This window comes from Bacillus sp. LNXM65 (assembly GCF_002998575.1).
Classification (GTDB): Bacteria; Bacillota; Bacilli; order Bacillales; family Bacillaceae; genus Bacillus.
Window position 1 is genome coordinate 1 of the sequence record NZ_PVRB01000012.1, and the last position, 22,578, is coordinate 22,578.

Genomic DNA, 22,578 nt, shown 5'->3' on the forward strand with positions numbered 1-22,578 from the left:
ATCAGGTTGATAGGTCTGAGGTGGAAGCGTGGTGACACGTGGAGCTGACAGATACTAATAGATCGAGGACTTAACCTATATTCTAATGTGAAGCTTGAACATTGTTATCTAGTTTTGAGAGAACATTCTCTCCATCAGGTTTGGTGGCGATAGCGAAGAGGTCACACCCGTTCCCATACCGAACACGGAAGTTAAGCTCTTCAGCGCCGATGGTAGTTGGGGGTTTCCCCCTGTGAGAGTAGGACGCCGCCAAGCTTTTCTAAGGATCAGTTCCATACGGAACTGGTCTTTTTTGTTTTTTAAGAAAAGGAACAAACACCCGATCTGACATGGATACATATACTAAACTACCATCTAAAACATTCTTAATTTTGTATACAATTGAAAGCGCTAGGGCATACTGAAGCTATAAGTGGAGGTGTCACAATGAGCAAAAAAGAGCGAGAAGCGATTTGTTTGATTTGTGAAGAGAAAAAGACAAAGGGAATTTATTTATATCATCAGTTTTTGTGCCGAGACTGTGAGCGAAAGTTAATTTCTACATCGACCTCGGATCCTAGCTATTCCGATTATGTGAGAAAGCTTAAAAATCTTCATACGCCGCCTTTGTATTCATAGACCACTAGATGGTCTTTTTTTATGAGCTATAAAGGATTGGTCTTGTTTTTTGGAACTTAGTTTGGACATCATCCGTAATTCATAATAAGATAAACAGAGAGCCTGATTATTCATAGGAGTCGATGAACATGAAATCAATTTTTTATACATTTATATGGGCCATCCTCTCTACTTTTTTTTCGGTTGTGATTTTAACCGTCAGTATAGGGGTTTTCCATCATCATGCTGGATTATCGATACTGTATGCGATGATTGGGTGGGTTGTGATGTTTGCAGGGGGCAGATGGGCTGCTTTCCAATTGTTTTTAAAGAAACACGGACTGTCTCGTAGTGATTATGTATATATCAAACAGCATTTAAAAGAAGCAGGGCAAAAACTTGTGCGTTTAAAAAAAGCTTTATTTACTGTGAAAAACGTACAAACGATCAAACATAATTATGAAGTTCTTCGGCTTGCACGACGAATCTATACAATAACAAAAAAAGAGCCAAATCGATTTTATGATGCACAGCGTTTTTATTTCGAAAGCTTGGATTCTGTCGTTGAACTAACTGAGAAATATGCACTATTGTATAATCAGCCTAATCGTAGTCATGAGCTGGAAATGACATTGAGCCAAACCCGAGTGACATTGACAGAGCTGCAAAAGCAATTGACCAATGATTTGCAGCAAGTTTTAGGAAGAGACATAGAAGCTCTTCATATTGAGCTTGAAGTAGCAGATAAAATGATGAAGAAATAGATGAAAGGAGTCAAACTCGATGAAACCGGAAGATCACGCCACACCATCACCTGCCTCCACTACAGATCTTCAGTTTCGGGTGTTTGATACCTTATCTGATGAGGAGAAAAAAGAAGCCGTGCAGCGTGCTAAGCAGATCCCTGACAATCCGCAAAAGCTGCTTTTCTATGGTACACGTGTGCAGGAACAATTATTGGAACAATCACAACAGATGATGAAATATGCTGAGAAAAAAGATATCGATCAAATAGGAGACGTGCTTGATACCTTTTTGCAGCAGCTGCATGTAGTGGAGCCTGAGGATTTACTGCCAAAGAAACAGGGCATTTTTTTAAAATGGTTTCAACGGGATAAACGATCTACTCAGGAGATCATATCGCGTTTTCAACATGCAAAATCACAGATCGAGAGATTGTCAGCAAGACTTCGTTATGCAAGAGGCGTATTAATCTCGGACCATATGTTATTAGAGCGTTTATTTGAAGAAAATCAAACTTATTTTCAAGAGATGACGCTGCAGGTCGCAGCAGTTGAAGCGAAAATGACAACGTTAGAGCAGCGGCCTATTTCAGAAACGCAACTTTCTGTTGACCGGACAATAGAGGAGCAATTGATGAGTCAAGAAGTCAATGAGGAAGAGTATGTGGAGAGACTAAAGGAACGAAAGTATGATTTGCTGTTAAGCCGGCAAATTGCATTGCAATGTAATGCTCAAATTCGGATGATCCAGCATACGAATCATACTTTGGCCAATCATATTCAATCAACTGTTTCTGCGTCTATTCCACTATGGATCAACCAAATGTCGATTGCGTTAACGCATATTCAGCAGCGGGCCAACTCAGCTCTTGAGAACCGAATCCAAAAAACATATGAAAAGGTATCGAAGCAGCAGGGACAGCTTCTTGAAGAGGCATCTTTTGCTCCTATAGATACGTTGAAAAAGGTCCAACGTCAATTAGCTGAAACATTACAGGAAACGTTACAGGTGAAAGAGCATGGAAGCCAAGAGCGAGCTCAATTGAAAAGCAGTATGTATGAGGCAGAGCAGCAGCTGGCGAATCCAATAAAGGAATGAGAAACCATCTTTCGGTTCACTTATTTGAACGTTATAATAGACTTAAGATATCGTTAAAGTGAAAAGGGTCGATTTGTTTGAGAACACCTTTATATACAACATTAGCACAGCATGCGGAAAAGAAGCCTTATTCTTTTCACGTTCCAGGACATCACAATGGAGATGTCTTTTTTGATGAGGCACGGTCCCACTATGCTTCAATCCTTCAGCTGGATGTGACGGAGCTTGAAGGTCTAGATGACCTCCATCACCCGACTGGTGTGATTCAAGAGGCAGAAAATTTATTGACTAAGCTATATGGTTCAGATCAAAGCTTTTTCCTTGTAAATGGCACAACAGTCGGAAATTTGGCGATGGTGATGGCGGCATGCCGCACGGGAGACGAGATTTTTGTCCAGCGTAATTGCCATAAGTCTGTCTTCCATGCGATCGAGCTTGCAGGGGCAACGCCTATTCTGGTAGACGCTGAGATAGACCCACACTTGCATGTTCCAACACATGTGACGGATGATACAGTCAGAAAAGCCATAGCAAGACATCCTAATTGCCGAGCAATCGTTTTGACTTATCCGAACTACTATGGACATGCAGCTGATTTATCAAAGCTGATTCACATGTGTCATGAAGCAGGTGTGGTTGTTTTGGTTGATGAGGCTCATGGCGCGCATTTTGTATTAGGCGGCGCATTTCCTCCATCTGCTCTTTCCTATGGAGCGGACGTGGTGGTACAATCAGCACATAAAACCCTTCCGGCAATGACGATGGGTTCCTATCTTCATCTTCAAGGGGACCGAATCGATGCGAAGCGTTTGAAAACATTGCTCACGATGCTTCAAAGCAGTTCGCCGTCTTATCCAATTATGGCCTCATTAGATGTGGCGAGGGCTTATGTCGAGGAGATCAAAGGAAAAGGGACATTGGATGTAATCATGAAAGAACTGACAGAGCTGAAAGATCAGTTCAACCGTCTGACTCATCTTGAAGTGGTTGAGCCTGACTCGCTGCTTTCCGATCCATTAAAATGCGTCATTCGATCAACAAAAGGACTGACTGGTTACGAACTAAAACGGGTGCTTGAATCAGTGGATGTTCATCCAGAGCTTGCGGACGAACATCAGGTTTTACTTATTCTTAGCTTAGAACAGAGGAAGGACGTTCCTTTCAAGCGGATCGAGCAGGCTCTTAAGCAAAGTGATTCATTGATCAAAGGAAAAAAACATATCCAAAATGAGACGTTATCTATTGAGACTGATGAGCAAAATCAAGACATAGAGGCTGTCCCATTTGAACATGCAGCAGGCCGGATGAGTGCAGAATCAATTATTCCCTATCCGCCTGGTATTCCTTTGATGATTAAGGGAGAGCGTATTGAGATAGATCAAATTGAGGCGTTAAGCCGTTTGCTTAGACATCAGGTTCATGTTCAAGCAAGTCAGGTCATTCATCAGAGAAAATTATATGTTTATATAGAAGAGGAGACACTATGAGCGGTATGTTTATTACGTTTGAAGGGCCAGAGGGCGCCGGAAAAACGACAGTGATTCGAAAAGTGTACGAAGAAATGGAACGTCAAGGATATGCAGTCATGGCGACACGTGAGCCGGGAGGCATTGAGATTGCTGAGCAGATTCGTGAAGTCATTTTAAATGAAAAAAACACGAAAATGGATGCGAAAACAGAGGCATTGCTGTATGCAGCAGCGAGAAGGCAGCATTTGGCTGAAAAGGTAGAACCGGCATTGCAGCGCGGAGACACAGTCTTATGTGATCGTTTTGTTGATAGCTCTCTCGCTTATCAAGGCTATGCGAGAGGGCTTGGAATTGATCAAGTCAGATCAATTAACGACTTTGCTATTGATGGCACGATGCCGCAAATGACCATTTATTTTTCCATTACACCTGAAGAAGGGTTAAAACGAATTCACGCCAATCAAGGAAGAGAAAAAAACAGATTAGACATGGAGACGCTGAATTTCCACCAGTTGGTCAGAGAAGGCTATGAACTGCTTATTGCGCAATCGCCAGAACGATTCCGTGTAGTAGATGCGTCTCAGCCGATACAGGATGTCTATGAAGAAGTACTTCGGGTGATTCAGGACACATTAAAGAAAAATCAAATATGACCTCATTCCCAATCGTTGTTATAATATAGAGGAAGACATCGGCATGTCACCTGTGCCTAAAACAAAGGAGGCCAATCAAATGAAATTAATTGTTGCCGTTGTACAGGACCAAGATAGCAGCAAGTTGTTGAAAATATTGACTGAACATCATTTCGGCGTGACAAAATTAGCTTCAACTGGTGGGTTTTTAAAGTCTGGGAATACGACTTTTATCATTGGTTGTGATGATGTCCGAGTGGATAAAGCATTACAGCTTATAAAAGAAAATTGCCGCAAACGTGATCAAATGATTGCACCTGTATCTCCAATGGGTGGTAACGCAGATTCATATGTACCATACCCTGTTGAGGTTGAAGTTGGTGGAGCTACTGTCTTTATTCTGCCAGTTGAACAATTTCATCAATTCTAAGGATGGGTTGCTGTGAAAATTAATCAAGATATGCGGCTGCTTTTAGAAAAGCGTGAACTCCAAGGCATTAAAGGAAGCCAAACATCTGCCTCCTTTAAAGCATCGATGGAGACGCAAAGCGGCAAAATGCGCTTAGAGCAGCTGACGGTCATGCTGAGTGATATCGAAGTGTTCGGTAAAAAGCTGACAAAGTCACGAAACCTAAAGGACTTGGCTAGGTTTAAAGGGCTTGTGAAGCGCTTTGTAAAAGAGACAGTCGATAATGGATTCAATATAGAAACATCAAGGAGCTTTGACATTTATGGCAACACGCGTACACTCGCTTTAGTCAAAGCATTAGATGAAAAGCTGATTGAATTAACAGAGGATATGATGGACCAAGAGAAACCTTCTATTGATTTGCTTGAACGTATTGGAGAAATAAAAGGTTTATTGATTAACCTTTACACATAGAGAGTGATAACATGGCAATTAGCTGGGATGACATGAATGATTTGCAGCCGCGCGTCATGCGGCTGATTTTTAATAGTATTGATAAAGACCGACTTGCGCATGCCTACTTATTTGAAGGAAAAAAAGGGACGGGAAAGCTGGATGCTGCGATGCTTTTGGCTAAGAGCTTTTTTTGCTTGAAAGCAGGAGTGAAACCATGTGAATCCTGCCAAAACTGCAAAAGGATTGAGTCAGGAAACCATCCCGATTTACATCTCGTGCAGCCTGATGGTCAATCGATTAAGAAAGCGCAAGTGCAGGCATTGCAAGAGGAATTTACAAAAGCAGGTGTGGAATCTCACCGAAAAATGTATATCATTCTTCATGCGGACAAAATGACGGTCAATGCCGCGAACAGTTTATTGAAGTTCCTAGAGGAGCCTAACCGGGAAACGATGGCAATTTTAATCACTGAGCAATCGCATAAAATGCTGGATACGATTATTTCAAGATGTCAGATGCTTAGCTTTCAGCCGCTGCAGCCGCAATCCTTGGAGCAGCAGCTATTACAAGAAGGCGTATCTCAGCATCTTGCAAGGCTTTTGTCGAATTTAACCAATAATTTAGCAGAAGCACTCGAATTAAGTCGAAATGATCAGTTTGCAGAGTCTAGAGCGAAAGTGATAAAATTGTATGAAGTCTTACACCAGCGAAAAGAACATGCATTTTTTTATATACAAGATCAATGGATGCCTTTTTTCAAAGAGAAAGACCTTCAAGAAACAGGTCTGGATATGCTTTTATTTATATATCGTGATGTATTGTCGATTCAAATAGGAAATGAAGATAAAGTCATTTATCAAGACTTATTCCAGACAATGAAGCAGCACGCGCTGCATTCCACACAGCAGATGGTGACGAACCAGATCCTTGCTGTATTAGAAGCGAAAAAGAGACTTCAATCCAACGTGAATGCCCAAGGGCTGATGGAGCAATTGGTGTTGATGTTGCAGGAGGGATAAGTTTGTACAACGTAATTGGTGTTCGTTTTAAAAAAGCGGGCAAAATCTATTATTTCGATCCTAATGGATTTCATATAGAAAATGATAGTTGTGTCATTGTAGAGACGGTCAGAGGAGTTGAGTACGGACAAGTGGTCATCGCTAATAAAAAAGTAGATGAACACGATGTCGTTCTTCCTCTGCGTAAGGTGATTCGTGTAGCAGACGAACGAGACCGGCTCATCGTTGAGGAAAACAAAGAAGCAGCGATGACAGCCTTTGATACATGTCTTCAGAAGGTAAGTGAACACGGGCTAGAAATGAAGCTGGTCGATGTTGAATTTACATTTGACCGAAACAAGGTCATCTTCTACTTCACAGCGGATGGCAGAGTAGATTTCCGCGAGCTAGTGAAAGATCTTGCTTCAATTTTCAAGACGAGAATTGAACTTCGCCAGATTGGTGTAAGAGACGAGGCAAAAATGCTGGGCGGCATAGGTCCTTGCGGGCGAATGCTTTGCTGTTCGACATTCTTAGGAGACTTTGAACCAGTATCCATTAAGATGGCAAAAGACCAAAACCTGTCGCTAAATCCTACAAAAATTTCAGGGCTTTGCGGCCGTTTGATGTGCTGCTTGAAATATGAGAATGATGAGTATGAAACAGCGAAAGAACAATTGCCCGATATTGGTGAAACGATTCAGACATCTAGTGGCTCTGCAAAGGTAGTAGGGCTCAACATTTTAGAACGAATTTTGCAACTTGAATTAACCGGGCAAGAAAAAGTGATAGAATATACTTGGGAAGAATTATTACAAGAAGGCGTTGTATCTGCACAAACAACTGAGTAACGAGGTGTGCCACCTTGGATAAAAAGGAACTATTTGATACGGTGATCAATTTAGAAGAACAAATCGGTTCTCTTTATCGCCAGTTAGGTGATTTGAAAAATCATATCGGTGAAGTGATTGAAGAAAATCATCAGCTGCAGATGGAGAATCAGCACTTGCGTGAACGTCTGGATCAGTCTGATCGGGACAAATCGTCTGAGACAGAGAATGATTCTGCTCAGAAGCCAGGTCATTCTGATATAGGAGAAGGTCATGATAACCTGGCTCGGTTATATCAGGAGGGCTTCCATATTTGTAATGTACATTATGGGAGCATTCGTAAAGAGGGAGACTGTTTGTTCTGTCTGTCATTTTTAAATAAAAAATGAGAAAAGGCTTCCGCTGAATCGGAAGCCTTTTTCACAGGAAAAGAAAGGATACATCATGGTTTCGTTAAGAGAAGATGAACGATTAGATTACTTGCTCGCCGAAGATATGAAGATTATTCAAAGTAAAACGGTTTTCGCCTTTTCATTGGACGCAGTATTATTAGCGAAATTTGCGTATGTGCCAATCCGAAAAGGAGAGATCATTGATCTTTGTACGGGAAATGGCATTGTGCCGTTGCTGCTTTCGACTCGATCTAAGGCCTCCATTACTGGGGTCGAAATTCAAGAACGGCTGTTTGATATGGCAAAAAGAAGTGTGGCGTATAATCAACTTGAAAAGCAAATTAAATTGATTCATGGTGATTTGAATGATATGCCAGCACGCTACGGCAACCACAAAGTAGATGTCATCACATGTAATCCGCCATATTTTAAGACACCTTCTAAGGAAGAAATCAATGAAAATGAATACTTGGCAATTGCTCGGCATGAAATCCATTGTACATTAGAAGATGTCATTCGCGTTTCTTCCACGCTGCTGAAGCAAGGGGGTAAACTGGCGATGGTTCATCGGCCGGGTCGGCTGCTTGAGATTGTGGAATTGATGAAGAAATACCGAATTGAGCCAAAACGAATTCAATTTGTTTATCCCAAACAGGGGAAAGAAGCCAATACCATCTTAGTAGAAGGTATAAAAGATGGAAAACCAGATCTGAAAATCCTCCCGCCTCTTTTTGTTTATGGAGATGATCAAGAGTATACAGAGGAAATCAGGACGATACTGTATGGAGAAGCATAATCATTATTTCTATGTATTGAAATGTGCAGACGGCAGCCTATATGCAGGTTATACAAATGATTTACAAAAAAGACTGACGACCCACAATAGTGGAAAGGGAGCAAAGTATACAAGAGCAAGACGGCCGGTTGAGCTGTATTATCATGAATGTTTTGCAACCAAAAGAGAAGCCATGCAGCAAGAATATCGTTTTAAAACGTGGACGCGGAAAAAGAAAGACCTTTATATAGAAGAAATGCGAATAGAAAAGGAGGCGGCACATGAAAACACAGAAAAGCTTTGATGGTCAATCAGATATGGGCATTCTATATCTCGTCCCAACCCCAATTGGTAATTTAGAAGATATGACGTTTCGAGCCATACAAACATTAAAAGATGTAGACTATATTGCCGCAGAAGACACAAGACAAACGAAAAAACTTTGTCATGTCTATGAAATTGATACGCCATTAACGAGTTATCATGAGCATAACAAAGACAGCAGCGGCCACAAGTTAATCGAATGGTTAAAAGAAGGAAAAAACATCGCACTCGTGAGCGATGCTGGTTTACCGACGATCTCAGATCCAGGTGCTGAAGTGGTTCGAGACTTTACTAATATCGGCGGCTATGTCGTTCCGTTACCTGGAGCAAATGCTGCACTTACAGCACTCATTGCATCAGGGATTACACCTCAGCCATTTTTCTTTTATGGTTTTCTTGACCGACAAAAAAAGGAAAAGAAAAAACAGCTCGAAGCTTTGAAGAAGCGTCAAGAAACAATCATTTTCTATGAAGCGCCCCATCGATTAAAAGAAACGCTGACTTTGATGAAGGAAGTGTGGGGCAACCGGAATATCGCCATTACGAGAGAACTAACGAAAAAATTTGAAGAGTTTATTCGTGGAGATTTAGAGTCTGTGCTGACATGGGCCGCAGAGCATCAAATCCGGGGTGAATTCTGTCTTGTCGTACAAGGTAATGATCAAGATGAAGAAGAGCTAAATGAAGATGTCTGGTGGAAGTCCTTATCTGAAAAGGAACACGTGATCCATTACATAGAAGAGGGATTAACGTCGAAGGAAGCCATTAAACGTACAGCCGTCGAACGTGGTATACCAAAGCGCATGATATACGATGCCTATCATATTGAACAATAAAGAAAGGTTCTTGCAAACGGTGCAAGAACCTTTTTTATATCAAACTTATTTTTGTGATTGAAGTTGGTTTTGGATTTCGTTAATGATTTGCTCTGCACCTTCACGGCTAAGAACTAATTTACCATTAGCAAGTTTAAGGTTATCGTCTGATACTTCACCTGTAACTTGGCAAGTCATGTTTGGTTTATATTTTTTTAGAATAATTTTTTCATCATCAACATAAATTTCCAAAGCGTCTTTTTCAGCGATTCCTAGAGTACGGCGAAGTTCGATTGGAATCACCACGCGTCCTAATTCGTCAACTTTACGTACAATACCTGTAGATTTCATCTTCATTCTCCTCCCAAAGAGTTCTTATTCTTAATATAATATTATCTTCGTCATTATTCGACAAATTCCTTACATTCATAGCATAACAAGGTTTCCATAAATCGTCAATCATTTTGTTTACTATTGTTTGTAAAATATGACTCTTAAAGTCAAAAGACCTTGAAACTATTGATTTATAAGGATTTCTCGGGTTTTTTCTATGAAAATATGAGAAATGACGAGTTCAGATTAACAAGACTTTTGCCCTAAATTAGACAATTGTAAATCTGGAAATAGATTTCATACGACAATATTCGACAAAATGTCGACAGGTTTGTCGTTTTTTTCGAAAAACTCATCTTTTTCGATCATTTCATCTTGTTCTATGTATATATGCTTGATCTTAAAGGCTAAGATGGTATCATAGAGAAAGCACAAGTGCAAAATTTAATGAATTGATCTAACACATTTTCATGTAATGATGATAACCGCTCTCGTCCATTGGGCGGGAGTTTTTGACATTTACACACATGCAGGAGGTTCCGACATGCCGGAAAAGAAAAAAACGTTTTATCTGACAACACCTATTTACTATCCGAGCGGAAAATTACATATTGGACATGCTTATACGACAGTAGCAGGGGATGCTATGGCTCGTTATAAACGTCTTCAAGGCTATGATGTGATGTATTTAACGGGTACAGATGAGCACGGACAAAAAATTCAGCAAAAAGCTGAAGAACAAAATATTACACCGATCGAGTATTTAGATCCGGTCGTAGCAGACATTCAATCATTATGGAAGAAACTCGACATTTCGAATGATGATTTCATCCGTACAACAGAAAAAAGACATACGAAAATCATTGAGCAAGTGTTTCAAAAGCTGCTTGATCAAGGTGATATTTATTTAGATCAATATGAAGGCTGGTACAGTATTCCTGATGAGACATTCTATACGGAAACACAGCTTGTGGATGTTGAGCGGAATGAAAAAGGAGAAGTCATTGGCGGGAAAAGCCCTGACAGCGGACATCCTGTCGAATTAATTAAAGAGGAATCATATTTCTTCCGTATGAGTAAGTACGCGGATCGTTTACTAGACTATTATGAGAAGAATCCAACGTTCATTCAGCCTGAATCAAGAAAAAATGAAATGATCAATAACTTCATTAAACCCGGTTTAGAGGATTTGGCTGTATCAAGAACAACCTTTGATTGGGGAATTAAAGTTCCTAACAATCCAAAACACGTCATCTATGTATGGATTGATGCGTTATTCAACTATTTAACTGCGATTGGCTACGGAACTGATCAGGATGAAAAATATAAAAAATATTGGCCTGCTAACGTGCATCTCGTAGGGAAAGAAATTGTACGCTTCCATACGATTTATTGGCCAATTATGCTGATGGCACTAGATCTGCCGCTACCGAAACAAATTTTCGCACACGGCTGGCTGCTGATGAAAGATGGTAAGATGTCTAAATCAAAAGGGAACGTAGTAGATCCCGTCACATTAATTGATCGCTATGGCCTTGATGCCCTTCGTTATTACCTCCTTCGTGAAGTACCATTTGGTGCGGATGGTGTGTTTACACCAGAAGGATTCGTGGAACGTGTAAACTATGACCTTGCCAATGATTTAGGTAACTTGCTTAACCGTACAGTTGCGATGGTACAAAAATATTTTGACGGTACATTAAGCAGCTATAAGGGTCCAGTTAATGAGTTTGATGAGGAACTTAAAGCGGTAGCTGAGCAAACAGTCAAAGCCTATGAAGAAGCGATGGAAAACCTTGAATTCTCGGTGGCTCTTTCAAATGTTTGGACATTAATCAGCAGAACCAATAAATATATTGACCAGACAGCTCCATGGGTGCTGGCAAAGGATGAAACAAAACGAAAAGAGCTGCATTCTGTCATGTATCATTTAGCAGAATCACTGCGCATCACAGCGGTGCTCTTAACGCCATTCCTAACGAAAACACCTGAGAAAATCTTCTTCCAGCTTGGCATTGAAGAAGAGAAGCTTAAAAGCTGGGATAGCATTCTATCTTTTGGTGCCATTCAACAAGCGACGGTACAAAAAGGAGAGCCTTTGTTCCCTCGTTTAGAGGTTGAAGAAGAAGTAGCGTATATTAAAGAGAAAATGCAGGGAAGTGCACCAAAGGAAGAAGAGAAAGTTGAAATAGAAGAAACGGAATTACCTGAGCTTGGAGCAGAAATTGCATTTGATGATTTCTCAAAAGTTGATCTTCGAGTAGCACAGGTACTGGAAGCAGCCCCAGTGAAAAAAGCGGATCGTCTCTTAAAGCTTCAGCTTGATTTTGGATTTGAAAAAAGACAAATTGTTTCAGGGATTGCCAAGCATTATCAACCTGAGGAATTAGTAGGGAAAAAGCTCGTTTGCGTAGCGAATCTCACACCAGTCAAACTCAGAGGGGAAATTTCCCAGGGAATGATTTTAACTGGAGAAACTGATGGGAAATTGCAGGTTCTTGAAGTAGATCGATCTCTAGCAAATGGAACAAAAATTTTATAAATCAACAAAAGGTGTTCCACGTGTAACATTTCGTCGAACACCTTTTGTTTTTTAGAAGAATTGTCGAAAGGAGCAATCAACGATGTTATTTGATACACATGCCCATTTAAATGCTGAACAATATAATGAAGACTTAGAGCAGGTGATCGAAAGAGCGAAAAGTGAAAAAGTCGAAAAAATCGTGGTGGTAGGGTTTGACCGCCCGACAATTACGAGAGCAATGGAATTAATTGAAGAGTATGATTTCATCTATGCAGCCATTGGCTGGCATCCAGTCGATGCCATTGATATGACAGATGAGGATTTGCTGTGGATCAAAGAATTATCTCAACATGAAAAAGTCGTTGCGATTGGAGAAATGGGTCTGGATTACTATTGGGACAAGTCGCCAAAAGATGTACAAAAGGAAGTCTTTAGACGTCAAATTGCTCTTGCGAAGGAAGTGAATCTTCCAATCATTATTCATAATCGTGACGCAACGGAAGATGTCGTGACGATCTTAAAGGAAGAGGGAGCGGCTGATGTTGGAGGGATTATGCATTGCTTTACGGGCAGCCTAGAAATCGCAAAAGCGTGTATGGATATGAACTTTTATATTTCATTCGGTGGACCCGTGACATTTAAAAATGCCAAAAAACCGAAGGAAGTTGTCAAGGACATACCAAGTGACCGGCTTTTAATTGAAACAGACTGCCCTTACTTAACGCCAGCGCCATTTAGAGGGAAACGTAACGAGCCAAGTTATGTGAAATATATCGCAGAACAGATCGCGGAGTTACGAGAAACAAGCTTTGAAGAGCTTGCTGAATTGACCACAAAAAATGCGAAAAAAGTTTTCGGTATAAACTGACAGTATATGATGTCAATCCTTGTTTAAGCTTGTCCAATTGTGAAACATAACGAAAATGTTCTACACGTTTGCGCCTCCTCATAGGATAAGTTGTCGATAAGTCTTTCTTCCCTTCCTTCCATCAATCTCCCATAATAGGGTTACAATCGAGCATTTTTGTACAGTGGGAGGAAGGGTTGACAGGTTTTGAGATACTCTATATAATCTCTCCGAGGAGAAGGAGGCGTTTTTCATCGTACAAAAAATGAAAAATCTGTTTTCTGTTAAGCTAGGAAAAGGCAAGGTTTTATTACTAGTTGTTTGCTTGCTTTTAGCTGGAACGGGGACGGCTTACGGTGCGCATGAGCTCACTAAGCAGTCTATTACCATTTCAATCAATGGTAAAGAGAAGACAATTCGTACACATGAAGAGACAGTAGCACAGCTGCTTTCAGACCTTGGAATAAAGACCAGGGCGGAGGATCATATCTCTCCAAGTCTAAATACAAAAATTGAAGACAACATGAACATTGTGTATGATGCGGCTATACCGGTTCATCTGACCCTAGATGGGAAAGAGAAAACGATATGGACAACAGATCAGACGGTTGGAGCATTATTGAAGAATGAGAAGATAGATATTGGGAAGCACGATCAAGTAACTCCAGGAAAGAATGACAAGATTAAAAAGGATATGAATCTTGTGGTTCAGCAGGCCTTCCAGGTCAGCGTAAATGATGGAGGAAAAGATAAAAAGGTGTGGACCACTTCGACTACGGTCGCTGACTTTTTAAAGCAACAAGAGCTGAGGCTCAAGAAGCACGATAAGATCAAGCCTGCGTTACATAGTAACCTTTCTAAAAAGAGCGCAGATATAAAGATCACTCGGGTGGAAAAAGTCACCGATGTAGTGGAAGAGAAAATTGCTTTTGATACCAAACATAAAAAGGATCGTTCTCTTGAAAAAGGAAAAGAGAAGGTGCTTAAAAAAGGTGAAGAAGGTAAATTGAAGAAGCACTATGCCATTGTGAAAGAAAACGGCAAAGTGGTGTCTAAAGAATTGATTAAAGAAGTGACTGAAAAAGATAGCAAGGATCGTTTAGTGGCTATTGGTACACAAGTGTCCAATAAAGAGCCTAAAGCGACACCTGCCGTTTCAAGAAGCAATGACTCGTCTGGAAAAGAATTTTATGTGGCGTCGACAGCCTATACAGCGAGCTGTGCTGGATGTACGGGCAGAACGTCAACAGGCTTTGATTTAAAAGCAAATCCGGGTGCAAAGGTTATAGCAGTAGATCCGAGTGTCATTCCGCTAGGCTCTAAAGTGTATGTGGAAGGCTATGGATATGCCGTTGCATCAGACACTGGATCTGCTATAAAAGGGAATAAAATCGATGTGTTCGTCCCAAATAAGTCGGTAGCTTATCAATGGGGAAATAAACGAGTGAAAATTAGAGTACTCAAATAAACACATCAAATCATTTATATGAACAGAGGGCTTTGCGCACCCTCTGTTTTTTTGGTTATAATAGAAGCACTGTTTTCTAATTAATTAGACGCAAAAACAGCATGAAAGGTTTCATTTTTTAACCAAAAATTGTTTATTGTTTTTGCAAGCGGAGGAATACATGAAAATCAAAGAAATCATTGTGGTGGAAGGTCGTGATGACACTGCCAGAGTGAAGATGGCAGTTGATGCAGATACGATCGAAACAAACGGATCAGCTATTGGTGATACAGTTATTCAACAAGTGCGTCTTGCTCAGGAGACGAGAGGGGTCATTATTTTAACTGATCCTGATTTCCCTGGTGAGAAGATCCGGAAAACCATCGCAGAAGCGGTTCCTGGCTGTAAGCACGCATTTTTGCCAAAACATCTTGCGAAGGCGAAGCGGGACAAAGGAATTGGTGTCGAGCATGCTTCCTTGGACAGTATTCGAGAATGCCTAGCCCATGTCCATGAGGAAATGGAAGAATCGGAAAGTGACATTACATTAGATGACTTATTTGACGCAGGCCTTATCGGAGGAGAAGCATCGAAACGCCGCCGCGAACGACTAGGTATGCTTTTAAATATAGGATATACCAATGCGAAGCAGCTGCAAAAGCGCCTTCACATGTTCCAAATAACCAAACATGATTTTATTGCGGCCTTAAAGACCGTCATGCAGGAGGAAGCCGATGAATAAAGATATTGCGACACCCATCAGAACGAAGGAAATACTGAAGAAATACGGTTTCTCTTTTAAAAAGAGCTTAGGGCAGAACTTTTTAATTGATACAAATATACTCGATCGTATTGTCGATCACGCAGAGGTGACGGATGAGACCGGCGTGATTGAGATTGGGCCTGGTATCGGTGCATTGACCGAGCAGCTCGCTAAGCGTGCAAAGAAAGTCACCGCTTTTGAAATCGATCAGCGTTTATTGCCCATTTTAAACGATACACTCTCTCCATATGATAATGTCACGATCATTCATCAAGACGTATTAAAGGCGGATGTGAGGAAGGTCATCGAGGAAAATTTTGCTGACTGTAAAGAAGTGATGGTTGTCGCCAACCTTCCATATTACGTGACGACACCGATTATTATGAAGCTGCTTGAAGAAAACCTTCCATTGAAAGGGATTGTCGTCATGCTGCAAAAAGAAGTAGCAGATCGTATGGCAGCAGTCCCTTCATCAAAGGAATACAATTCGCTGTCTATCGCAGTTCAATACTATACGGAAGCGAAAACAGTAATGGTTGTGCCTAAAACGGTTTTTGTTCCACAGCCTAATGTGGATTCGGCTGTGATTAAACTAACCGTTCGTGAAACGCCTGCTGTCTCAGTAGAAAATGATGCGTTTTTCTTTCAATTGATCCGTGCGAGCTTTGGTCAGCGCCGAAAAACATTGATGAATAATCTCATGAACAATTTACCTGATGGAAAAAAACATAAAGCCATCATCGAAGAAGCACTTCAAACAGCAGACATTGATGGAAAGCGCCGCGGTGAGTCATTATCCATTGAGGAATTTGCCTGTTTGTCGAACGTTTTACAAAAAGCTCTGTCTTAAGGGCTTTTTTCTTTTGTTTTTCACCACTTTGTTCGTTCGGGCATAGGCTAGAAAGAACAGCACACATGAAAGAAGAACATATTTTAGCGTAAGACGATACCAACAGGATATGAGCCTGATTGTGGAGTGAAAAGCATGCAATTTCAAATAGGAGATATGGTGACAAGGGCATCCTATCAAATGGATATTTTGTTTCGAATCATTCGAATTGATGAGACCGATCAGCACGAAGCTACCGCCATATTGCATGGGAATGAAGTGAGGCTGATTGCTGATGCCAAGTTGTCAGATCTCGTCAAGGTTCAAAAAGAGGAACAGCTGACTAGAGAGAAAAATGACGAACGAAAAATCAATGAATCGCTTGACTTACTTAGACAGGATTATCAGCTGCTGCGGGAAAAACAAGAGTATTATACTTCTGGACAATATCAGCATCAGGAGCAGTATTTTCACATGCCTGGAAAGGTCCTTCATTTAGATGGAGATGCTTCATACTTAAAGAAATGCTTGGATGTATATGAACGAATTGGTGTACCTGTGTACGGTGTGCATTGCCATGAGAAGAAAATGCCAAGCATGATTGACTCGTTAATTGATCAATATCGACCAGATATCTTGGTTATCACAGGACATGATGCGTATTCCAAGCAAAAGGGCGGCGTACATGATATCAGTGCCTATCGCCATTCTCGTCATTTCGTTGAAACGGTTCAAAAAGCAAGACGGAAAATTCCTCATTTAGATCAGCTTGTGATCTTTGCAGGTGCCTGTCAATCTCATTTCGAATCATTGATCCAAGCAGGTGCCAATTTTGCGAGTTCGCCTTCCCGTGTGAATATCCATGCGCTCGACCCCGTCTATATCGTTGCGAAGATCAGCTTCACTCCATTTGTAGATCGAATCAACGTGTGGGATGTGCTCCGAAATACATTAACAAGAGAAAAAGGCCTCGGAGGCATCGAGACGAAGGGCGTTCTAAGGGTAGGTATGCCATATAAAAGAGACCATGAATCGACACAACCCGACTGATTTCAGTCTGGTTTTTTTTATGTTCAAAAAGAAATTGCAAAAGGATACATAATTCACCGGAATTTGAGAAAAATAGGGAGAAGAAAAGGTAGAAGTTTGTCAAAATTATTTTGTTGACAATGGCTCGTGTTCGTTGATATAATTTAATTTTTATTTGACAAAAACGGGCCGTTGTTGTATAATTATCTCAGTGAGGTGGATGCAATGGCGAAGACTTTGTCCGACATCAAAAGATCGCTTGATGGTAACTTAGGTAAACGTTTGACGTTAAAGGCTAACGGGGGCCGCCGTAAAACAATTGAGCGTTCGGGCATTTTAGCTGAAACGTACCCTTCTGTATTTGTGATTCAATTAGATCAAGATGAGAATTCGTTTGAAAGAGTTTCTTATAGTTATGCAGATATACTGACTGAGACGGTCGAATTAACGTTCGATGATACCGCTAGCTCAGTCGCCTATTAATGGGCAGTGAACTTCTTGTTTACTGCTTTTTGTTTTGCCTTTTTTTCTGAATGGGAGTCTGTCCATTTTTTGAAAGGGGTAAAAGGAAGGAATCGATACAAAATAAGAAAGCCACAAAAGCAGTGGCACTGATTCGAATTCTCGACTAAAGGGGCTGTTTCGTTTGGGTAGACGCCGAGGCATTATGTCAGATGAGTTCAAATACGAGCTGGCGAAGGATCTTGGATTTTATGATACCGTCAAAAATGGAGGCTGGGGAGAGATTCGTGCGCGTGACGCAGGTAATATGGTCAAACGTGCCATTGAATTAGCTCAACAGCACATGGCTCAGGATGAGAATCAACGATAGAAAAACGGTCAGGGATACCTCGGGTGTCTCTGGCTTTTTTTGATGAAAAAGTCAGTGTGCTCGGCGTAAAAGCCTATATTCATCAGATCCATCAAATGTGATACAATATTGATACTTATGTTTAGATGGAGAAGTAGGTGAAATGTTTGCGTATTTTAGAAAAAGCACCGGCAAAAATTAATCTCTCACTTGATGTTCATGGAAAAAGACCGGATGGATATCATGAAGTGGAGATGGTGATGACAACAATAGACCTTGCAGATCGACTAGAGCTGACGGAGCTGGACAAGGATGAAATCCGTGTATCATCTCATAATCGATTCGTGCCAGATGATCAGCGTAATTTGGCTTATCAGGCGGCTAAATTACTCAAAACAAGGTTCGGTATTCAAAAAGGTGTATCAATTGTCATCACAAAAGCAATTCCAGTCGCAGCAGGTTTAGCTGGGGGCAGCAGTGATGCGGCAGCAGCTCTTCGCGGCTTAAATCGTTTGTGGAAATTAAACCTCACGTTAGATGAACTAGCTGATCTTGGAGCGGAGATCGGCTCAGATGTGTCTTTTTGTGTACACGGAGGCACAGCACTAGCGACAGGACGTGGAGAAAAGCTGAAGCATATTGCGACACCGCCGCATTGCTGGGTGATTTTAGCGAAGCCGGTGATTGGGGTATCTACAGCTGAAGTCTATAGACAATATGACGCAAGCAAAGTAGAACACCCAAATGTAAAGCGTATGATTGAAGCGATTGAAGCGAAAGATTATAAAGAGATGTGCGGCTCACTCGGCAACGTTCTAGAGTCTGTGACATTAAAGATGTACCCAGAAGTAGATATGATCAAAAGACAGATGAAGCGTTTCGGTGCTGACGCTGTTTTAATGAGTGGAAGCGGCCCTACAGTATTTGGCTTGATTCAATATGAATCGAAGGTACAAAGAATATATAACGGACTGAGAGGATTTTGTGATCAAGTATACGCTGTCCGCATGATCGGCGAACAAAATGCCCTTGATTAAATCCGTATATTAAGTTATATTTATCATAAATTATTCGGGTTCTGGGGGTAAGTTCATGAAGTTTCGTCGAAGCGGCAGATTGGTGGACTTAACAAATTATTTGTTAGCCCACCCGCACGTACTAGTACCGTTAACTTTTTTTGCAGAAAGATATCAATCTGCGAAGTCCTCCATTAGTGAAGACTTAACGATTATCAAACAGACCTTCGAACAGCAGGGAATAGGCACATTGCTTACTGTACCTGGTGCTGCTGGCGGAGTGAAATATATTCCAAAGATTCACCTAAAAGAAGCAGACGACGTAGTAAACGATATCGGAGAGGCTCTATCGACTCCTGAACGTGTACTTCCTGGCGGTTATTTATATTTAACCGATGTTTTAGGGAATCCATCAATTCTTGCGAAAATCGGTAAGCTGTTTGCGACCATCTTTGCAGACCGTGCGATTGATGTCGTCATGACCGTTGCGACAAAGGGTATTCCAATTGCCTATTCTGTTGCGGGTTATTTAAATGTGCCTGTTGTGATCGTTAGAAAAGATAATAAGGTAACCGAAGGATCAACTGTAAGTATTAACTACGCGTCAGGTTCGTCTAACCGAATTCAAACCATGTCACTTGCAAAGCGGAGTTTAGATAAAGGATCCAATGTCCTAATCATTGATGACTTTATGAAAGCGGGCGGAACCATTAACGGCATGATGAATTTGCTTGAGGAATTTAATGCAAATGTTGCAGGGATCGGTGTTCTTTTAGAAGATGAAGGCGTAAATGAACGTCTCGTTGATGAATATGTATCGCTTTTAAAGCTTTCAACCATTGATATGAAGCAGAAGATCATTGAGATCAATGAAGGCAATTTCCACGAGTTTTTTCATTCGAAAGCTTAAGCTTTGATCAAACATGTAGTTGAATGGGAGAGATTGATATGACAAAAGTTGTTCAAACCAAACATGCACCAGCAGCCATTGGACCTTACTCTCAAGGGATTATTGTCAATAACATGTTTTACAGCTCAGGGCAGATTCCATTAACGCCAGCTGGAGACTTTGTAAATGGAGATATTAAAGAACAAACACATCAAGTGTTCCGTAATCTTAAGGCCGTACTTGAAGCAGCAGGTGCTTCCTTTGAGACAGTCGTGAAAGCAACAGTTTTTATCAAAGATATGGAACAATTCGCAGAAGTAAATGAAGTGTACGGTGAGTATTTCCATACACATAAGCCAGCTCGTTCATGTGTGGAAGTAGCAAGACTTCCTAAGGATGCACTCGTAGAAATTGAAGTAATTGCATTAGTAAAATAAACAGGCAGTCTCAACGAAAGCCGTTTGGTTTCATCATATGCAGGAAAAGACATCATCATGATGTCTTTTTTTCACGCAAAGAATGTAAGCGTCGTCACCAAAATGACAAATAATGTATAAATATCCCGATATTTCAAAAAAAGTTTAAAAAAAGAGCAGGAGAATCACCACAATCGTTGAATACCTAAGTAATGCTTTTATATTGGGAAAAGGTGGTGAACTACTGTGGAAGTTACTGACGTAAGATTACGCCGCGTGAATACCGATGGTCGCATGAGGGCGATTGCATCCATCACGCTGGACCACGAATTTGTTGTTCATGATATTCGTGTGATTGATGGAAACAATGGGTTGTTTGTGGCAATGCCTAGCAAACGCACGCCTGATGGAGAGTTTCGCGATATTGCACACCCAATTAATTCAGGTACTCGGGGTAAAATCCAAGATGCTGTATTAAATGAATATCATCGCTTAGGCGAAGAGGAAGAAACAATTGAATATGAAGAAGCTGGAGCTTCTTAATCATATGTGAATCCAAAAAGACAGCTTTAAGAGAAAATGGAATGTTTTCTTTTAAATGCTGTCTTTTTTGCGTTTTTTCTCTTGTTTCTTATGTCTTTCATCCATTAGAAAATTATTGCACTTCCTCTTGTATCCTTGAAATCAGTCCTTATTTAGGATATATTTTTCTATGGATAATAGGGATATTGGAGGCCAATCAATGGATAAGCGGTTCGCAGTGATTTTAGCAGCGGGAAAAGGAACGAGAATGAAGTCAAAGCTATACAAAGTACTTCATCCAGTTTGCGGAAAGCCAATGGTCGAGCATGTGGCAGATGAAGCGTTAAAGCTTTCTTTAGCCAAGCTAGTGACGATCGTCGGTCATGGAGCAGAGAACGTCAAAGAGCAGCTTGGAGACAGAAGTGAGTATGCACTTCAAGAAGAACAGCTGGGAACAGCACATGCCGTCAAACAAGCAAAGTCGTTCCTTGCGCAGGAAAAGGGAACAACCATTGTCATTTGTGGTGATACGCCATTATTGACAGCGGAAACAATGGAAGCTATGTTGAGTGAGCATCAAAAACATCAAGCGAAAGTCACTATTTTAACTGCACATGCGGATGACCCGACAGGTTATGGTCGTATTATTCGTGACGAAACCGGTGCTGTCGTGAAAATTGTGGAGCATAAAGATGCGAATGATGCGGAACGTCAAGTGAATGAAATTAATACAGGGACCTATTGTTTTTCAAATGAAGATCTCTTCCGTGTGATTGAGCAAGTATCGAATGAAAATGCACAGGGTGAATACTATTTGCCAGACGTCATTGAAATTTTAAAGAATGAAGGGCAAACGGTTGCAGCATATCAAACACCGCATTTTGAAGAAACACTTGGAGTCAATGATCGTATCGCTCTATCACAAGCAGAGCAATTCATGAAGCGACGTATTAATCATCAGCATATGAAGAATGGTGTGACCTTGATTGATCCTGAGAACACGTATATTTCACCAGATGCTGTCATCGGTGAAGATACAATCATTTATCCTGGGACGGTCATCAAAGGGAATGTAAAAATCGGTGCAGACGCTACTATTGGGCCAAACACTGAAATTGTTGACAGCATCGTCGGAGATCGCACAGTGATTAAGCAATCTGTCGTCTGCGATAGTGAGGTTGGAGTCGATGTGACAATTGGGCCGTTTGCTCATATTCGCCCGTTGTCGAAAATTGGCGATGAAGTGAAGATCGGCAATTTTGTCGAAATCAAGAAAACGGTTTTCGGTGACCGCAGCAAAGCATCTCATCTAAGCTATATTGGAGATGCAGAGGTCGGAACTGATGTAAACCTTGGCTGTGGATCTATTACAGTCAACTATGATGGGAAGAACAAATTCTTAACGAAGATTGAAGATGGCGCTTTTATTGGCTGTAATTCAAATCTCGTAGCACCAGTCACTGTCGGAAAAGGGGCATATGTTGCAGCTGGTTCAACGGTTACAGAAGATGTACCGCAGGATGCATTGTCTATTGCTAGAGCAAGACAAGTCAATAAAGAAGATTATGTGAAAAATATTCATAAAAAATAATCCAAATACCCGGAGGTTTACC

The 22,578-nt window shown here is 40.9% G+C and carries 27 protein-coding genes and 1 rRNA gene; 27 read left to right on the forward strand and 1 reads right to left on the reverse strand.

From position 1 onward, the window contains the following. The first annotated feature begins 139 nt into the window (after positions 1-139). The 14 genes from rrf to rsmI all read left to right on the forward strand — a co-directional run bounded on the left by rrf (position 140) and on the right by rsmI (position 9,560). Positions 140-255: ribosomal RNA gene (gene rrf / locus C6Y03_RS18170) — 5S ribosomal RNA — on the forward strand. Between the two features lie 171 nt (positions 256-426). Next, on the forward strand, positions 427-618 hold the full coding sequence (locus C6Y03_RS18175; protein WP_003217973.1) for a sigma factor G inhibitor Gin: 192 nt from the start codon (positions 427-429) through the stop codon (positions 616-618). A gap of 128 nt (positions 619-746) precedes the next feature. After that, the gene (locus C6Y03_RS18180) at positions 747-1,361 is read left to right on the forward strand and encodes a 5-bromo-4-chloroindolyl phosphate hydrolysis family protein (RefSeq protein WP_106039731.1); all 615 of its coding nucleotides are present in this window, start codon (positions 747-749) and stop codon (positions 1,359-1,361) included. Between the two features lie 19 nt (positions 1,362-1,380). Beyond that, complete coding sequence (locus tag C6Y03_RS18185) at positions 1,381-2,439, forward strand: toxic anion resistance protein (RefSeq protein ID WP_106039732.1); 1,059 nt, start codon at positions 1,381-1,383, stop codon at positions 2,437-2,439. 77 nt (positions 2,440-2,516) lie between these two features. Continuing rightward, positions 2,517-3,926, forward strand: coding sequence for an aminotransferase class I/II-fold pyridoxal phosphate-dependent enzyme (locus C6Y03_RS18190; protein WP_106039733.1), 1,410 nt, complete (start codon positions 2,517-2,519; stop codon positions 3,924-3,926). Beyond that, positions 3,923-4,561, forward strand: a complete 639-nt coding sequence (gene tmk / locus C6Y03_RS18195; RefSeq protein WP_034665671.1) for a dTMP kinase — start codon at positions 3,923-3,925, stop codon at positions 4,559-4,561. The genes C6Y03_RS18190 and tmk overlap by 4 nt, the downstream gene beginning before the upstream one ends. Positions 4,562-4,640: 79 nt before the next feature. Beyond that, positions 4,641-4,970 carry a cyclic-di-AMP receptor gene (locus C6Y03_RS18200; RefSeq protein ID WP_024425625.1) on the forward strand — a complete coding sequence of 110 codons (330 nt, stop codon included), beginning with the start codon at positions 4,641-4,643 and terminating at the stop codon, positions 4,968-4,970. Between the two features lie 12 nt (positions 4,971-4,982). Then, on the forward strand, positions 4,983-5,423 hold the full coding sequence (locus C6Y03_RS18205) for a YaaR family protein (protein WP_034665673.1): 441 nt from the start codon (positions 4,983-4,985) through the stop codon (positions 5,421-5,423). Between the two features lie 11 nt (positions 5,424-5,434). Continuing rightward, a complete protein-coding gene (gene holB / locus C6Y03_RS18210) occupies positions 5,435-6,424 on the forward strand; it encodes a DNA polymerase III subunit delta' (protein ID WP_106037503.1) in 990 nt (329 codons plus the stop codon). A 2-nt stretch (positions 6,425-6,426) separates the two neighbouring features. Beyond that, positions 6,427-7,254, forward strand: a complete 828-nt coding sequence (gene ricT, locus C6Y03_RS18215; RefSeq protein WP_106039734.1) for a competence/sporulation regulator complex protein RicT — start codon at positions 6,427-6,429, stop codon at positions 7,252-7,254. A 14-nt stretch (positions 7,255-7,268) separates the two neighbouring features. Then, positions 7,269-7,622, forward strand: coding sequence for a DNA replication initiation control protein YabA (yabA, locus tag C6Y03_RS18220; RefSeq protein WP_003217957.1), 354 nt, complete (start codon positions 7,269-7,271; stop codon positions 7,620-7,622). A 55-nt stretch (positions 7,623-7,677) separates the two neighbouring features. Next, positions 7,678-8,421: a tRNA1(Val) (adenine(37)-N6)-methyltransferase gene (locus tag C6Y03_RS18225; RefSeq protein ID WP_106039735.1), complete on the forward strand. Its 744-nt coding sequence runs from the start codon at positions 7,678-7,680 to the stop codon at positions 8,419-8,421. Further along, the gene (locus tag C6Y03_RS18230; RefSeq protein ID WP_003217970.1) at positions 8,408-8,704 is read left to right on the forward strand and encodes a GIY-YIG nuclease family protein; all 297 of its coding nucleotides are present in this window, start codon (positions 8,408-8,410) and stop codon (positions 8,702-8,704) included. The genes C6Y03_RS18225 and C6Y03_RS18230 overlap by 14 nt, the downstream gene beginning before the upstream one ends. Beyond that, the gene (gene rsmI / locus C6Y03_RS18235; protein WP_106039736.1) at positions 8,682-9,560 is read left to right on the forward strand and encodes a 16S rRNA (cytidine(1402)-2'-O)-methyltransferase; all 879 of its coding nucleotides are present in this window, start codon (positions 8,682-8,684) and stop codon (positions 9,558-9,560) included. The genes C6Y03_RS18230 and rsmI overlap by 23 nt, the downstream gene beginning before the upstream one ends. A 45-nt stretch (positions 9,561-9,605) precedes the next feature. Here rsmI and abrB read toward each other — a convergent pair whose 3' ends face one another. Further along, positions 9,606-9,896, reverse strand: coding sequence for a transition state genes transcriptional regulator AbrB (abrB, locus tag C6Y03_RS18240; protein WP_087975202.1), 291 nt, complete (start codon positions 9,894-9,896; stop codon positions 9,606-9,608). Positions 9,897-10,416: 520 nt separating this feature from the next. Here abrB and metG point away from each other — a divergent pair. The 13 genes from metG to glmU all read left to right on the forward strand — a co-directional run bounded on the left by metG (position 10,417) and on the right by glmU (position 22,556). Further along, complete coding sequence (metG, locus tag C6Y03_RS18245; protein ID WP_034665685.1) at positions 10,417-12,414, forward strand: methionine--tRNA ligase; 1,998 nt, start codon at positions 10,417-10,419, stop codon at positions 12,412-12,414. Positions 12,415-12,496: 82 nt separating this feature from the next. Continuing rightward, positions 12,497-13,264, forward strand: a complete 768-nt coding sequence (locus C6Y03_RS18250) for a TatD family hydrolase (protein WP_034665688.1) — start codon at positions 12,497-12,499, stop codon at positions 13,262-13,264. A 244-nt stretch (positions 13,265-13,508) separates the two neighbouring features. Further along, positions 13,509-14,711: a G5 and 3D domain-containing protein gene (locus C6Y03_RS18255; protein ID WP_106039737.1), complete on the forward strand. Its 1,203-nt coding sequence runs from the start codon at positions 13,509-13,511 to the stop codon at positions 14,709-14,711. Between the two features lie 160 nt (positions 14,712-14,871). Then, positions 14,872-15,432 (forward strand): ribonuclease M5, encoded by a 561-nt coding sequence (gene rnmV / locus C6Y03_RS18260; RefSeq protein ID WP_060595350.1) that lies wholly within the window; start codon positions 14,872-14,874, stop codon positions 15,430-15,432. Beyond that, the gene (rsmA, locus tag C6Y03_RS18265) at positions 15,425-16,303 is read left to right on the forward strand and encodes a 16S rRNA (adenine(1518)-N(6)/adenine(1519)-N(6))-dimethyltransferase RsmA (protein ID WP_060595351.1); all 879 of its coding nucleotides are present in this window, start codon (positions 15,425-15,427) and stop codon (positions 16,301-16,303) included. The genes rnmV and rsmA overlap by 8 nt, the downstream gene beginning before the upstream one ends. A 135-nt stretch (positions 16,304-16,438) precedes the next feature. Beyond that, entirely contained in the window at positions 16,439-17,332 is an 894-nt protein-coding gene (gene yabG / locus C6Y03_RS18270; protein WP_106039738.1) for a sporulation peptidase YabG, read from the forward strand. A 204-nt stretch (positions 17,333-17,536) separates the two neighbouring features. Beyond that, positions 17,537-17,794: a biofilm formation stimulator Veg gene (veg, locus tag C6Y03_RS18275; protein ID WP_003217979.1), complete on the forward strand. Its 258-nt coding sequence runs from the start codon at positions 17,537-17,539 to the stop codon at positions 17,792-17,794. 163 nt (positions 17,795-17,957) lie between these two features. Next, the gene (locus C6Y03_RS18280) at positions 17,958-18,143 is read left to right on the forward strand and encodes a small, acid-soluble spore protein, alpha/beta type (RefSeq protein ID WP_012008653.1); all 186 of its coding nucleotides are present in this window, start codon (positions 17,958-17,960) and stop codon (positions 18,141-18,143) included. 146 nt (positions 18,144-18,289) lie between these two features. Beyond that, positions 18,290-19,159 (forward strand): 4-(cytidine 5'-diphospho)-2-C-methyl-D-erythritol kinase, encoded by an 870-nt coding sequence (ispE, locus tag C6Y03_RS18285; RefSeq protein WP_034665703.1) that lies wholly within the window; start codon positions 18,290-18,292, stop codon positions 19,157-19,159. A gap of 55 nt (positions 19,160-19,214) precedes the next feature. After that, positions 19,215-20,048 carry a pur operon repressor gene (gene purR / locus C6Y03_RS18290; protein ID WP_034665706.1) on the forward strand — a complete coding sequence of 278 codons (834 nt, stop codon included), beginning with the start codon at positions 19,215-19,217 and terminating at the stop codon, positions 20,046-20,048. Between the two features lie 38 nt (positions 20,049-20,086). Further along, positions 20,087-20,464 carry a 2-iminobutanoate/2-iminopropanoate deaminase gene (ridA, locus tag C6Y03_RS18295; protein WP_034665708.1) on the forward strand — a complete coding sequence of 126 codons (378 nt, stop codon included), beginning with the start codon at positions 20,087-20,089 and terminating at the stop codon, positions 20,462-20,464. Between the two features lie 225 nt (positions 20,465-20,689). Further along, entirely contained in the window at positions 20,690-20,986 is a 297-nt protein-coding gene (gene spoVG / locus C6Y03_RS18300) for a septation regulator SpoVG (RefSeq protein WP_034324487.1), read from the forward strand. A gap of 199 nt (positions 20,987-21,185) precedes the next feature. After that, entirely contained in the window at positions 21,186-22,556 is a 1,371-nt protein-coding gene (glmU, locus tag C6Y03_RS18305; RefSeq protein WP_034665711.1) for a bifunctional UDP-N-acetylglucosamine diphosphorylase/glucosamine-1-phosphate N-acetyltransferase GlmU, read from the forward strand. Positions 22,557-22,578 lie beyond the last annotated feature (22 nt).

Bases quoted from the DNA above. Each gene is read 5' to 3' on its own strand.
- C6Y03_RS18175 (WP_003217973.1), top strand. From the start codon at position 427: ATGAGCAAAAAAGAGCGAGAAGCGATTTGTTTGATTTGTGAAGAGAAA.
- C6Y03_RS18180 (WP_106039731.1), top strand. From the start codon at position 747: ATGAAATCAATTTTTTATACATTTATATGGGCCATCCTCTCTACTTTT.
- C6Y03_RS18185 (WP_106039732.1), top strand. From the start codon at position 1,381: ATGAAACCGGAAGATCACGCCACACCATCACCTGCCTCCACTACAGAT.
- tmk (WP_034665671.1), top strand. From the start codon at position 3,923: ATGAGCGGTATGTTTATTACGTTTGAAGGGCCAGAGGGCGCCGGAAAA.
- C6Y03_RS18200 (WP_024425625.1), top strand. From the start codon at position 4,641: ATGAAATTAATTGTTGCCGTTGTACAGGACCAAGATAGCAGCAAGTTG.
- holB (WP_106037503.1), top strand. From the start codon at position 5,435: ATGGCAATTAGCTGGGATGACATGAATGATTTGCAGCCGCGCGTCATG.
- C6Y03_RS18225 (WP_106039735.1), top strand. From the start codon at position 7,678: ATGGTTTCGTTAAGAGAAGATGAACGATTAGATTACTTGCTCGCCGAA.
- C6Y03_RS18230 (WP_003217970.1), top strand. From the start codon at position 8,408: ATGGAGAAGCATAATCATTATTTCTATGTATTGAAATGTGCAGACGGC.
- rsmI (WP_106039736.1), top strand. From the start codon at position 8,682: ATGAAAACACAGAAAAGCTTTGATGGTCAATCAGATATGGGCATTCTA.
- abrB (WP_087975202.1), bottom strand. From the start codon at position 9,896: ATGAAGATGAAATCTACAGGTATTGTACGTAAAGTTGACGAATTAGGA.
- metG (WP_034665685.1), top strand. From the start codon at position 10,417: ATGCCGGAAAAGAAAAAAACGTTTTATCTGACAACACCTATTTACTAT.
- C6Y03_RS18250 (WP_034665688.1), top strand. From the start codon at position 12,497: ATGTTATTTGATACACATGCCCATTTAAATGCTGAACAATATAATGAA.
- C6Y03_RS18255 (WP_106039737.1), top strand. From the start codon at position 13,509: ATGAAAAATCTGTTTTCTGTTAAGCTAGGAAAAGGCAAGGTTTTATTA.
- rnmV (WP_060595350.1), top strand. From the start codon at position 14,872: ATGAAAATCAAAGAAATCATTGTGGTGGAAGGTCGTGATGACACTGCC.
- rsmA (WP_060595351.1), top strand. From the start codon at position 15,425: ATGAATAAAGATATTGCGACACCCATCAGAACGAAGGAAATACTGAAG.
- yabG (WP_106039738.1), top strand. From the start codon at position 16,439: ATGCAATTTCAAATAGGAGATATGGTGACAAGGGCATCCTATCAAATG.
- veg (WP_003217979.1), top strand. From the start codon at position 17,537: ATGGCGAAGACTTTGTCCGACATCAAAAGATCGCTTGATGGTAACTTA.
- purR (WP_034665706.1), top strand. From the start codon at position 19,215: ATGAAGTTTCGTCGAAGCGGCAGATTGGTGGACTTAACAAATTATTTG.
- ridA (WP_034665708.1), top strand. From the start codon at position 20,087: ATGACAAAAGTTGTTCAAACCAAACATGCACCAGCAGCCATTGGACCT.
- glmU (WP_034665711.1), top strand. From the start codon at position 21,186: ATGGATAAGCGGTTCGCAGTGATTTTAGCAGCGGGAAAAGGAACGAGA.